The 13,678-nt window shown below is 47.4% G+C and carries 9 protein-coding genes; 5 read left to right on the forward strand and 4 right to left on the reverse strand.

Annotated elements, in window-relative coordinates; all coding sequences use genetic code 11:
• The first annotated feature begins 65 nt into the window (after positions 1-65).
• On the forward strand, positions 66-1,175 hold the full coding sequence (locus tag ABJO30_05000; GenBank protein MEP3232164.1) for an AAA family ATPase: 1,110 nt from the start codon (positions 66-68) through the stop codon (positions 1,173-1,175).
• A gap of 46 nt (positions 1,176-1,221) precedes the next feature.
• On the opposite strand, the gene ABJO30_05005 is transcribed toward ABJO30_05000, so the two are convergent.
• From ABJO30_05005 to ABJO30_05020, 4 genes are read right to left on the reverse strand one after another with little or no spacing between them, the layout of a single operon-like run.
• Positions 1,222-1,917 (reverse strand): hypothetical protein, encoded by a 696-nt coding sequence (locus ABJO30_05005; GenBank protein ID MEP3232165.1) that lies wholly within the window; start codon positions 1,915-1,917, stop codon positions 1,222-1,224.
• A 28-nt stretch (positions 1,918-1,945) separates the two neighbouring features.
• Positions 1,946-6,139 (reverse strand): SLBB domain-containing protein, encoded by a 4,194-nt coding sequence (locus tag ABJO30_05010; GenBank protein MEP3232166.1) that lies wholly within the window; start codon positions 6,137-6,139, stop codon positions 1,946-1,948.
• Positions 6,140-6,151: 12 nt separating this feature from the next.
• Complete coding sequence (locus tag ABJO30_05015) at positions 6,152-6,781, reverse strand: hypothetical protein (protein ID MEP3232167.1); 630 nt, start codon at positions 6,779-6,781, stop codon at positions 6,152-6,154.
• Positions 6,782-6,785: 4 nt separating this feature from the next.
• Positions 6,786-7,076 (reverse strand): STAS domain-containing protein, encoded by a 291-nt coding sequence (locus ABJO30_05020; GenBank protein ID MEP3232168.1) that lies wholly within the window; start codon positions 7,074-7,076, stop codon positions 6,786-6,788.
• A 252-nt stretch (positions 7,077-7,328) separates the two neighbouring features.
• On the opposite strand from ABJO30_05020, the gene ABJO30_05025 reads away from it, so the two are divergent.
• The 4 genes from ABJO30_05025 to ABJO30_05040 all read left to right on the forward strand — a co-directional run.
• The gene (locus tag ABJO30_05025) at positions 7,329-8,528 is read left to right on the forward strand and encodes a glycosyltransferase (protein MEP3232169.1); all 1,200 of its coding nucleotides are present in this window, start codon (positions 7,329-7,331) and stop codon (positions 8,526-8,528) included.
• Between the two features lie 4 nt (positions 8,529-8,532).
• Positions 8,533-10,386: a sugar transferase gene (locus ABJO30_05030; GenBank protein MEP3232170.1), complete on the forward strand. Its 1,854-nt coding sequence runs from the start codon at positions 8,533-8,535 to the stop codon at positions 10,384-10,386.
• A 233-nt stretch (positions 10,387-10,619) separates the two neighbouring features.
• A complete protein-coding gene (locus tag ABJO30_05035) occupies positions 10,620-12,965 on the forward strand; it encodes a response regulator (GenBank protein MEP3232171.1) in 2,346 nt (781 codons plus the stop codon).
• 156 nt (positions 12,966-13,121) lie between these two features.
• Positions 13,122-13,678, forward strand: a 557-nt coding sequence (locus tag ABJO30_05040; protein MEP3232172.1) for a response regulator, incomplete at its 3' end; no start/stop codon positions are given.

Here is a 13,678-nt window from a genome sequence, read left to right on the forward strand (position 1 = left end):
CATCGGATAAAGGAATCGGCTTACTTGTTGCGTTGTTTGTATCGGTAAAAAGACGAATAATTTCTATGAAATGGTCTAATCAGCAAGAAAAAGCTCTGCGTGATGTGTCGAGATGGATATCCAATCAGGATAGTCAGGTTTTTCGTCTGTTCGGTTTTGCAGGAACGGGTAAAACAACTCTAGCACGCCATCTGGCTGAAGGTGTCGATGGCGATGTGCTTTTTGGCGCCTTTACCGGCAAAGCAGCGCATGTTTTACGGCAAAAAGGGTGTGACGGCGCGTCAACACTTCATTCCTTGATTTATCGGCCTGCAGGCAATTCTGACGACGATGAAGACGACGGCGAACAGCCTCTGTTTGCCATCCGTCGTGATGCCCCTGCATCTGAAGCGGACTTAATCATCATTGATGAATGCTCGATGGTGGATGAGGAACTTGGAGAAGACTTGTTGTCGTTTCGAGTGCCTGTTTTGGTGCTGGGTGATCCTGCGCAATTGCCACCTGTAAAGGGCGGCGGCTTTTTTACGGATCATGAGCCAGACATCATGCTCACCGATGTTCATCGCCAAGCAGAAGACAACCCGATTATTCGTCTATCAATGGATGTGCGTGAGGGCAGGGGGATTTCTCATGGGCAATATGGAGAGAGCAGCGTTATTTCTCGCCATGACATAAATGCCGAAACCATCCTAGAAACCAATCAGGTTTTGGTTGGCATGAACAAGACACGGCGTAACTATAACAACCGCATTCGCGAGCTTCACGGATACAAAGATTGGCGACCGGCTGCTGGTGAGAAACTGGTTTGTCTTCGTAATGATAAGAAGAAGGGGTTGCTCAACGGCGGGACTTGGTCTGTATCCAACACCAAATCACCGCGCAAGGGCATGTTACGATTGGATGTTGAACCTGAAGATGAGGTTTTAGCGAAAAAGGTTGCTGTATCGGTTGCGCCTGAATTTTTCCAAGGAACATACGAAAGCTTGCCATACCCTAAGCGCCGTCGTTCTGACGAGTTTGATTACGGCTACGCACTCACTGTTCATAAGAGCCAAGGCTCCCAATGGGATGACGTTGTGCTGTTTGATGAAAGCGGCGCTTTCCGCGAGCACAAAGACCGATGGCTTTATACTGGTATTACGCGCGCTGCTGAGAAAATCACGATTGTGCGCTAGGTTGTAAAAAGCGTGTTGTTGTTTTCTCAATCCAAGTTAGGCGAACTTAAATTTTTGTATTGAGAACTTTGGTTGAATAGATTTTACGCTCAACGAAATCCTGAATGCCCTTTGGCAACATCCAACTAATGCGCTCAAATTCGCGGATAAGTTCTTGTCCGACAGTGGGTGCATTTTGGTCATTCATAACAAGGCCAGCGATTTTTGCCTCATTGTCTGCCAGACTTTTTACGGCCTCTTCAACTTCGCTTTGAGTAACAGCATAGGTGCGGCAAACCAAAATGACGGCATCGCATGCTGAAGCACCAATGCCCGCAGGAACAGCAGCTTCACCAAGGTCCGGCATAGGGGCGAGGTCGACGATCACTTGATCATATTGTCCAAGCTCGTTGCGGATCATTTCTGACAGACTTCTGGAATCACGAAAACGATATTTGTCTTGGCCCGTTGGGTTGATCGGCAAAATGTCATAACCACCCTTGGCTTTCCAAATGTTTTGACCTGTTTGTTCAGGGTCTGAAATGCCGTGCTGGTCTGTCGCTCGTTTGTCGCCAGGGCCGCGAGACATATCCAACAATAGCGAATTTTGCCCACCCAAGGCGCACCGTGTCGCCAATGATTTTGAAATGGTTGTTACGCCACTCCGGCTTTTGGGACCAGTAACGCCGATAACGCGCGCACCACGACCGAACGTGCGGGTATGGATATCTTCAATTTCCTGAATGGTATTTGCTTTGGCCATGACTAAATATCCCGTGTTTTTTTCTTTGTTAAAGCGCGATGAGGGCGAGGGCGAAAGTTAGAAGCCCTGATGTACCTGCGACGCCTGATTGGATTTTTTTCCAAATTGTTTGTGAGCTATCCGGCACATAAACGGTGTCGCCAGCACGCACGACTGGAAGCATGCTGATGTCACCGGTTTTAGCGAATTTGATAAGATTGAATGTGCGTGCTTGATCTCTGCTCTTTGAGAGGTTCACCACCACGATCTTCTTTTGTAGGGCGGCGCTCGTTGGTCCACCAGCTTCAGCAAGGAGATCCAAAATGGTCATGTTGTCTTCAAAACGATAGCGACCAGGTGAACCAACTGAACCGATGACGCGAACAGTTTGTTCTTTACTCACGTCAAGCCATTCACGGTCTCTACTTGGAATGTAGATTACGTCACCTGGTACAACGTTGGGCAGCAAGGCCTCGTCGCCAGTCTCAAAATAGAGGGACAAATTAACTTTCGAAATCCCTGCTTCACCGCGATTGCGATGTGAAACGCGGATGTTGCGAAGGTCGGCATCATTGGTTGGACCATCGGCAGCAGAGATAATATCAATGAAGCTCAGGTGATCTGAGAAGGCATAACGACCAGGCGCGCCAACTTGACCGAAGACATAGATTGAATCTTCAGGGGCTTGTTTAATCCAAGCAGATTTGTTGCCAGTAGGGTCATCTGGAAGGTAAGGCATGTTGATGACATAGCCAGCACGAATGGTTGGCAGTTCTGAAATGTCCCCACCTTCTTTGATGAATCTTTCCATGTTGAAAGTGGTTGGAATGGTGCGACCATTCTTTTTCACCAAGATCTGAACACGTGACATATCAGCTCTTTGAGTTGGGCCGCCAGCTTGAGCGATCAAGTCAAAGAAGTTCATTTCGTCAGACCATTCATAGCGGTTCGGTCTAGCAACCGCGCCGATCAATTCAACCGCTCTATCTGAGCTGACTTTGAGCCACGATGAGTCGTCTGCTTCTTCTGCTAAGAATGGAATATTGATTGTTGTTCCAGAAGTAATCTGAGGGACATCAGCTTCATTGCCGCCATTGTCGATGTAGCCCTGCATGTCAAAAATCCGAGTGGTCGCAACACCATTGATACGTGACACTACTTGAATGCGGCGCATATCAGCTTCTTTTGTAGGGCCGCCAGCCTCTGCAATTAAGTCGAAGAATGACATGTGGTCTGACCACTCATAACGAGCAGGACGAACAACCGCGCCGAACAACTCAACAGAGCGATCTGATGAAATATCCAACCATGATTTACGGTTTGGATCTTCATTAAGCCGTGGGAAGAACACGGTATCGCCTGGATAAACTGGAGGTAGAACACCACCGCGTCCTTCGGTGAAGGAGGGGAGGTCGACATTCGCAACGGAACCGTCTGCACGGATAATGCGAATAGCTTTCGTGTCGGCAAAACGTGATGGACCGCCAGCACCAGCAACAATATCGATAAAGCCTGTTTCGCCTTGCACTTCATAGCCACCTGGTTTGATGACTTCACCCATGACGAATAGGGTTTGACCAGATTTCTGATTTTGTCCTTCGACGATGCGAGGCACATAGATTGTGGCACCTGGCTGAAGGTCTGGTAGTAGCGAGGCATTACCTGTGTCGAGGTATTCTTGCAGGTTGACATAAACTGGCTCGCCACCGGAAAGAACGCGAATACGATCAACAGCTGCATCAGTGCTGACACCACCTGTTTGCAGGAGGACGTCAATCAAAGTTTGACCTTCAAGGAATTCAACATTGCCTGGTGTTTGAACTTCGCCAAGCACTTTGATGGTGCTTTCTGAACCGGCAGTTTCACCATCATTACTTGGGAAGATGATGACATAGCCTGCGTGAATTTCCGGCAGGTCAGCCGTGCTTCCGCCCTTTTCAACAAATTCAGACATGTTGAAGAAGGTTGCATTGACTGAGCCGTCGGCATGTTTTTCCAAGATTTTGATCTTAGCAAGATCAGCATCTTTTGTTGGGCCACCAGCTGCCGCGATGAGGTCGAAGAACGACATTTCGTCCGCCCACTCATAACGTCCAGGATTTTTCATCGCACCCAAAACCTGCACCGCACGTTCAGATGGAATTTTCAACCAAGATGGCGCTGTGTTGTCAGCTTTTTCTGGAATGAAAATTGTGTCACCTGGGAGCAATGTAGGCAAAGTATTGACCCGACCCTCAGTGAAGGCTGGAAGGTCTACCATGACAATTTCAGCGTTACCTTTGCGGATCACTCTGATGTTGCGCGTTTCACCGTAGCGTGTTGGACCACCTGCGTTTGCGAGAATGTCGATAAAGTTTGTTTCGCCGCGTGTTTCAAAGGCACCCGGTTTTACAACTTCACCCATGACATAAATAACGCTGCCGCCAACTTTTAGTTCTTTGTCTTGCTTAGGGACATAAACCGTGCTGCCTTCTTGCAATGGCGTAAGGTCGAACAAACGGCCTTCGTCAATGACGGCCTTAAGGTCGATGATTGTTGAACCTTCTTTCGTGACAACACGAATGTTCTTTACAGACGCGTTGCCTGTTAAACCACCAGCCCGCATGACAGCATCAATGAGTGTTAAATCGCGTTTGAAGGCCATTGTGGTTGGTGTTCTAACTTCACCAAAAATACGGATGCCCGTTCCATCATTACCACCATCACCCTGACTTGCTAATGTGTCAGCGGTGAAGGGAACTTCTACAGCACCTGTAAGCGGTGAGGCTGGAACAAAAATGGTATCAAGTGGCTTCAACGGCGGAAGGATGTTGAGATTACCGCTGTTCAAATAGTCTTTGTAATTGAACGTGACGACATCATCGCCCCGACGCACTTGCATACGGTCGAGTTGTGCACCAATGGACAAGCCGCCAGCCTTTGAAATTGCTGTTTGAACATTGCTGTCTGCAGCTAGCGATACTTGGCCAGGATTTTTCACGAAACCGAGAACGTTGACAATCAACTTGCGCTCTTTGATCTCAATCGAAAGGCGGTCTAGGTTTCTGTAAACCTCAGATAGCTGCTTTTGGATGACGTCATTGGCTTCAACCAGTGTCAGTCCAGATATTTTAACAGAACCGACTTCTGGCAGATTGACTGAACCGTCACGATTGACTTCGAAATCAGATGTCAGCGTATCTTCACCCGGTAGGGTCATTGAAAGAATATCGCCAGCATTGATTTTTTCGACGAAATTTTCATCGTCGGCGCCAAAGATGCGTTGAAGGGCTGATGGCGCTGATGCCAATGTTGTTGGCTGAGGCGTTGCTGCCGTTTGGTTGTTGCGAATGTCATTTTGGAGAGCACGTAATTGCTGAGCCAATATGCCGCTTTCTTGTTCTACAGCGTTGTGCCCTTTGCTGCGCGCTAGTTTTAACAAGCTATCTTTCAAAGCTGTATTGGCAGCGAGTTCGGTATTTGACGCTATTGGTTTCGATTTACCAACAACAACTGTTTCTGCATCATTTTCTCCGTTAGAAAGGATGGGCAGGGATGCAACCGATGTTTTTGTGTCGTCGTTTGCAATGCGGTCCAGCAGTTTTTGCGCTTTTTCGCGCTGGGACATTGGCACGCGGTCGGTTTCTTTTTCCGTCTTTGCGCTAATAACTTTCGTCATTTGAGCATTAAGCGCTTCAATCAAGTTGCCATCGTTTTGGGTTGGCTCAGACCCTTCGATGCGATCGTCGAATTTTAAGATTGCGGGCTCAGCAGGCTTTGGCGCTTCGACCTCAACAAAAGTTGGGCGAGGTGCTGATGTGGTTTGTGCATCTGGGGCCAAAACGGGCAGCTTGCTGGCTGCATTTTCGGTCTCTTTAATGTTCTCGATCTCGTTTAAAACGCTATCGATTTCTGCAAGCATTCTATCGACTTCATCAAGCTCTTCATTACCGCTCGACGCGATTTTTGGCTCGGCTGCTTGTTTTTTTGTTTGTTCTGCACGGCGTTTTTTTGCCAATTCGTTCAAGGCGTTATTGGTTGAACTTGTCGTAGTGAAGTCGATTGTTTGTTCCGCTCCGTCCCATTGGGAACCAGCGATCGACAAACTTCCCAAGTTGTCAGCTGAATAGCCGCCACGCGCTTGTACAGTCTCACTTGCAATGCCGTTTTTTTGAGTGAAGACGTCAAACATCACAGGCAGGCTCACACAGACGAGAACCACCGCTAAAGCTAGGCGTAGGATGTGATGTTTGGTTTGCTTCATATTAATTGCGACTTAACGCGTGCCTTTAAGTGTCTGTAGATTGGTTGGGATTGATTGTCTGGTAGGTTGCATGGACAGCTGCATAGTGTTTGAATTTGCAGTGATTGGTTTTGTTGCGGCCTTGGCGTTAATCGAGCGATGCGCGATGACATGACCACCAGGTTGGCATTGATTATGGAAGATGCGCCTGTCGACCACATCGAGGCGATGCTCGAGGCGTTCAATGTCAATCAAGGCGTCGCCATAGAGTTTACCTACCCATTGACGCTTTACACGAACCAACAATTGTTCTGATTTTGCGAGATCTCCCGGTGCGCAGCGTTTTGCTCCGCGTGCCTTGAGATTGGCAATGCGTTTATCAAAAGCGAGGATTGCAACATCATGAACATATTGGGCTTCTGCCACGCGTCCACGTTTTGAATAACCATTGGCTTGCACCAAATTTGATAAATGCGGTTTGCTGGTAGTTGCATTGAAGCGGCCATCGAAACGGTCATGGGCGAGAGACTCGCTTATTCCGAAACGATGTTCCGCAAAGCCACCATTTCCAGCCTCCGGCCAAAATGCCGCGCAACCTGATAAGCCTGCACTCAATATGAGGCAGGTTATCAAAAGCGGCTTTTTGATTGCTTGTTCGTGCATTGAATTACGCCGCGTCTGAATTGCTTGTTGATGCAATCAACCCTTGCATGCGCAAGTGGGTTAACAGGCGTAATGGTTGGCCACCTACATTGGTAACAGTCAATTTGTTACCATTGGCCAATAGGCGCTTGTAGAGAAAGACAAGACCGCCAACACCTGAGCTGTCGATAAACTCTACAGCCGCCATGTCGATCTCTACTGCTTCCTGAGCTTCTGCGAGCTCATCGAAAGTTGCCTTCATATCGGCCATTGTTATGGCATCCATGTCTTCTTTTATTTTCAACGTTCTGGACATGTTAGACTCCCCGTTTTCTGTTTTGTCTGGTCCTTCGACCTTTTTGTCCGAACACATATGAGCAATTGCCGTGCCGTTTTTTTGATGGGAAACAAATCCGATTTAGGCCGTGCCAGTTTGTAAAACGAGCTGATTTTGCAATTTGCAATGAAAATGCGAGCCAATTTGCAAAACACGATTTGCATATTGCAAAGCTGACGCCATTTCTTCGCAATTTGCAGCGGTCAGAGCGTGAACTGGCACGGAGGCATCATGATTCCATCAAAACTGACTTGGCACGGCGCTTGCGAGAAACGGGCACGAGTTAAAGCCGTGTGTGGCGGCTCTTTATATATTGCGGATGAGTGGGCAACATCGTTCGCTGCAAACAGAAGGTTGAAGACGATGAGAAAAGGTACAATCCATATTGTTCAGCGGATGGCACCGGGGGGCATTGAGCTTTTGGTGCGTGATCTTGCAAGCCAATTGCCGGGTGATAATAGAATTTTCAGCCTTGATGGTACGCGCAAACAACTGATCAATGCATGGCCAGCCTTGGAGCCACATGCCAAACAGATCAGAGGGTTTTCCAAAAAGCCGGGCATTAATATGTCATTGTTGCTGGAACTTAGAAGCACCTTCAAACAATTGAAGCCACATGCCGTTGTCACACACCATGTTGGCCCTCTTATATATGCTGGATTGGCAGCGCGTTTAGCAAATGTGCCCATTATTGCTCATGTGGAGCATGATGTTTGGCACTACGGGCATCCGCGTCGTCGTATGCTGACAAAGGCTGTTTGTTCTGTTGTGCGCCCACGCATTGTTGGTGTGTCTATGACGGCAGCAGACACGTTGGCAGATATTACAGGCTCTAAAGATGTTCGAGTGATCACAAACGGCGTTGATACGAAACGTTTTACACCGGAAGACCGTGAAGAAGTGCGTAAACGTTGGGATATTCCTGTTAATGCACCTGTCATTGGTGCTGTGGGTCGTCTTGAAATGGTCAAGGGCCATGATGTGTTGCTAGAGGCGATGATTGGCCTTCCTGATAACATTATATGTGTCATTGCAGGGGCGGGTAGCCAGATGGTGCCGCTTCAAGAAAAAGCAAAAGCATTAGGAATTGCGGATCAAGTGAAATTCCTTGGCAATGTTCCAGATACGTCTTCAATTTATTCAGCCTTTGATGTGCTTTGTTTGCCGTCGCGCGCAGAAGGTCTGCCTCTTACTATCTTGGAGGCGCAATCGTGCGGCGTGCCGGTTGTTGCAACAGATGTTGGTTCGGTTCGTGATGCTGTGTGTCCTGATATTGGCCGGGTTGTTCCTGCCGAGGAACCTGAAGAAATGGCCGTGTCGTTGCTTGAAATGTTGCGCCAAACGGAAATCCCTTCACCGCGTAGCTTTGTTTCCGAAAACTTTAGTTGGAACAGTACATTAGCTTCATATAGTCAGCTGGTAAGGGCATAGAATAATGATTTCAATGCTTATACCAGCCACCGTGTTTTGGGTGGCCACCACTTTGGTTGTTTATCATCATGTGGTGTTTCCATTATTCGCTAAGTTCTTGGCGCGGTTTATCCGTTCGTTTAAAGAGCCGTTGGTCGTGAAAGACTTACCAGAAGACACGTTGCCGCGTGTTGCTGTGGTTGTTCCTGCCTTCAATGAAGAAACCTTCATTACGGAAAAAATCGCCAATCTTGCAGCCCTTGATTATCCTGCTGATAAGCTTGAAATCATCATTGCGTCTGATGGTTCAAGCGATGATACGGTTGCTCTTGCAAAGAAAGCTTTGAAAAAAGCGCGTAACCTCGTTGCAACCGTTAAAGACTTCAGCATGAACCGCGGCAAAATTGCGGTTTTGAATGAAATCATTCCGCAGCTTGATGCCGATATTATTGTTTTAAGTGATGTGTCTGCTGTTGTTGGGCAAAATGCGATCAAACGCCTTGCAAGTCACTTTGCAAGTGAACGTGTGGGCGTGGTGTCTGGCACTTATCAGTTGGATAAACCAGGCAGCGAAGGCGAACGCCTATATTGGAATTTTCAAACGGCTTTAAAGCGGGATGAAAATACAATTGGCGCAATTATGGGTGCGCATGGTGCGTTTTACGCGATCCGTGGTGGTCTGTTTGAAACGTTGGAAGCTGATACAATCAATGATGATTTCATCATTCCAATGCGCATCATTGGTGCTGGATATGAAAGTATCTATGACACGTCTATCGTCGCGCGCGAACGTGAACAAACGCAAATGGGGCAAGATTTTCGACGTCGGGTTCGTATGTCTGCCGGTGGAATGCAACAAATTGTTCGTTTGATGGAGCTTTTCAACCCATTGCGGCCAGGTGTTGCTTTTGTTTTTGCCTCTGGCAAAGCATTGCGCACATTCTCACCATTTTTACTCGCAGCCATGTTGCTCACCAGCTTAGCGCTGACGCTTATGGGTGAGTTCTTTTATGCATTGCCGTTCCTTGGGCTGACGGCACTTGTTTATCTGGGGTATGCCCAAATACAGGGGAATTTGATGAACCTTCCAAAAATCACACGGCCGTTTGCTTATCTTGCAGCCGGACATATGGCAGGTCTTGTCGGTGGAATTCGTTTTCTAGCGCGCATGGACAAGGGGCGTTGGGGACGCGCTTCTGATGCCGGAGCTGATCAATTTAATGGTGAAGCAGGCGATGCTTTAGCGTTGAGTTTTTTAACGCCAGCAACTCAAATTGGTAAGCGCTGTTTCGATATTGTGGTGGCAAGTGCTGCTTTTGTCGTCTTCGCTGCTTTGTTCCCATTTATTGCTTTGCTGATAAAGCTCGATTCACCGGGTCCCATTTTCTATCGCCAACTACGTGTTGGTACACGGACAGAAAATGAATCTAGGCTCTTCCTTCTTGCGAAATTTCGCACAATGCGCACGGATGCAGAGTCTAAAACGGGCGCTGTATGGGCATCTAAGAACGATCCGCGAATCACTCGGTTCGGTAATTTCATGCGTAAAACGCGTTTGGATGAGTTTCCACAGTGTCTAAATGTGCTTGCAGGCGACATGTCTATCGTTGGTCCTAGACCCGAAAGACCAGCCTTTTTTGCCAAGCTTGAAAGGGAAATTCCCTTTTATACAGAACGTACTTACGGTCTTCGACCGGGTATTACTGGTCTTGCGCAAGTAACTACTGGTTATGATGAAAGTGTGGAAGACGTTCGAGAGAAGGTGCTTCATGATCATGTGTATGCTACAAGATTAGGCAGGTTGAGTGAGTGGTTTTGGACAGATGTTTCTATCTGTTTTAAAACATTTACTGTTATGGTTCTTGGAAAAGGACAGTAATGTGAGAAAAACACCTTCCTATTAGTAGTGTTGAAGACCTTTAGAAATGGCTGGGGCAATTCCAAATTTTGGGGCCTTTGAAGATCATCGTCTTTTAGTGTTTTGCTCTCCCTTAAACACTTTTGCGGCTTCGGTGACACTTCTCTAACCATTTTCGTTAAAGACTAGCGCCCGGTTACTCCTTCCGACCGGGCGCTTTTCGTATGTGCCCGATTAACAATGCGGGGCACACGATGGTCAAAGATAACGACAACCAGCCACAAACACAGGCAAACTCTACAAAACCTAGCAAAGGCCGAGGGCTTTTGTTGGCGATGGGTGCCTTGCTAATGGGGGGACTGATTGCTGCCCCAATGGTTTTGCCAATGGGTGATGAGCTGCAAACCTTTGTCAGCAATTATGCCTATCTCCAGCCATTTGCTGTTGTTTTGCTCGTCGCAATGACGCTTGTTGCGGTTTTAAGTGAAGGAAAACCTTCAAAAATTTCAACGCCAGAGCAGGAAGAAGACGAAGAGGCCACGGATTTCCTAACTGATGCTTTGGAAAGTGTAACCGAAGGCTATGCGCGATTTGATGATCGCGAAGCTTTGGTGTTTTTCAACACGCCCTTCATTAAGATGTTCCCAGATTTGACGGATGAATTGAATGAGGGAGCGATTTTTGGAAAGCTTCTGAGATCTGCAAAACGAGCAGGGTCATTTCTCGACGTTGACGGGTATGAAGTATTTGATGCGGTTATGGATGGTTGGAGAATGGCGGATGCCGAGCCAATTGCCATGCCAATGGCAGATGGTCGCTGGCTAACCATTACGTTTTCAAAACGGGTTGATGGGACGCGGATTATTCTGGTCAGTGATGTAACTGAGCTTAAAGATCGTGAAATGGCGTTGATCCAAGCGCAAAATGATCTTGAAGAAAAAGCGTCAGAAATGTGGAATCTAGCGGTTAAAGCGCAACAAGCAAGCCGTGCAAAATCTGATTTCCTTGCTGTTATTTCACACGAAATTCGCACGCCAATGAACGCAATTGTTGGGATGTCCGATCTGTTGACCGATACAGATCTTGATAAAACGCAACAAAAGTATGCTGATGGTATTGGCGAGTCAGCTGATCATTTGCTGAGCTTAATCAGTGACATCCTCGATTTCGCCCGCCTAGATTCAAGCCATTATAAACTTGATGATGCGCCATTTGATTTGAAGCATATGCTTGAATCAACTGTTGAAATGGCGAGAAACTTGCCACGTGCTGATGGCGTGAAGTTGGTGACATCGTTCCCGAAAGAACTGCCAAAAGCAGTGATGGGGGATGCAGGCCGCGTTTCGCAGGTGGCGCTTAATCTACTTTCCAATGCAACGAAGTTTACCGATGACGGTACAATCGAGATCGGCGTTGAAGTCATTGAGAAGGTGAAGGGCAAGTCCCATATTCGCTTCTTTGTTGCTGATACGGGGCCGGGTATTCCTGACATCTTGAAGAAAACGCTCTTTGAACCATTTGAAAAAGATCGCAATTGGGCTGTGCCGCACCGTGAAGGCCTATCCAATAATGGCACGGGCCTTGGTCTTGCCATTTGCCGTAAGCTTGTTGAACTCATGGGCGGTTCAATTGGTTTTGATGAAACACGCAGCCAAGGCACTAAAGTTTTCTTTGAACTGGTGTTTGATATTGCGGATGCCAAGAAATTGGTGGCGCCGAAAGAAATTAAGGTCGATTTCTCAGACGATATGCCATCGATGCGCGTGCTTGTGGCTGAAGACACGCCGGCAAGTCAGCTTGTGATCAAGACCATGCTGGAAAAACTCGGCCATAAAGTTCAAACCGCAGTCAACGGTGAAGAGGCTTTGCAAGCGATGGAGCTTGGCGGGTTTGATTTGGTGCTGATGGATCTGGAAATGCCGAAAATGGATGGCATTGAAGCAACCGAAGAAATTCGTAAACTTGAAGGGCGAACCAGCGAAACGCCGATTGTTGCGTTGACGGCGCAAGCCTTGGAAAGTCGCCGTAAGGTTGCACTTCAAGCGGGCATGAATGATTATTTGATCAAGCCACTTAGAACGGCTGATTTGCAAAAAGTTCTGGCAAGTGTTGCTGTTGATGTTGCCAAAGCAGATGCGAAACGGGCGCTTGTAAAAGCTGACAAGAAGAAAAAAGCCAAGTCAGAACAATCAACTAAGAAGGCAAAGAGCAAAGAAACGTTCAAAGAAGATTTCAACGAAGATTTGTTTGACAGCATCCTCCTTGCTGATATGGCGGAAGCTCTCGGCTACGATGATTTTGTGATGTTATTTGGTAAATTCCGCAAAAATGCTGTTGAGCAACTTGAAAAGCTTGAAGGCGCTATTGGTGACGATGATCAAGAGCAGCTTGTCTCTGTCGCCCACCGTTTAGTTGGTCTTTTCTCACAGTTTGGCGTTCAAGAGGTGGCTGATCTTGCGGCTAAAACTGAGACGGAAAACAATGATAAACAACGTTTGAAACATGCCTCTGTTTTGAAAGATAAGGGCACAGCATCGTTGGGCCATGTTGAAAAAATGCTAGATGATAATGTGTTCTTCCCAGAGCGAAAATCTGCATAAGCCTGTCATCTAAGGGTAATTTTAAACAGCCTCTCGCAGTTTTCTGCGGGGGGCTTTTTTGTGGATACAGCTTTCAGTTGCAAACCTTCACCTCCCCTTAACCCTGTTTCTTTACTGTTTGACTTAAATTTGGTGCTGTAATTTGGGTGTGGTGGCATGACAATACCCTTGAGTGATGGTCGTTTGAGGCCTTCACGTGTCTTGTTGGTTGAAGATTCGTTTGCTCTTTCAGAGACTTATCAGGCTTACCTGAAGTCCGAAGGCTACGAAATCACGTGTGTAGAAACGGGTCAGGCGGCGATGGACATCATCGCTAAAGACCCGCCTGATGTTGCTGTTCTTGATGTGCATTTGCCGGATATGAACGGCATTGAGATGCTCAAAGAGCTAAAAGCGCGCGATGTTCCCACCGATGTGATCATTATTACGGGCCATGCTTCCGTGAATTTGGCCGTTGATGCCATGCGTGAAGGTGCAGCCGACTTCATTATGAAGCCATTTACGGCTGAACGTCTTCGGGTCACTGTTCGCAACGCTGCTGAACGTCGCAATCTCGAAGCGAAAATTGAACAAATTCAAGAAGAATTGCACCGTGATCGGTTTGTTAGTTTCGTCGGGCGTTCGCCTGCGATGCAAACGGTCTATCAAACGTTGCAAAGTGCGGCAGGATCTGATGCCACTGTGTTCGTTCGCGGTGAAAGCGGCACGGGTAA

The sequence above is a fragment of the Hyphomicrobiales bacterium genome, assembly GCA_039973685.1.
GTDB lineage: Bacteria > Pseudomonadota > Alphaproteobacteria > Rhizobiales > JACESI01 > JACESI01.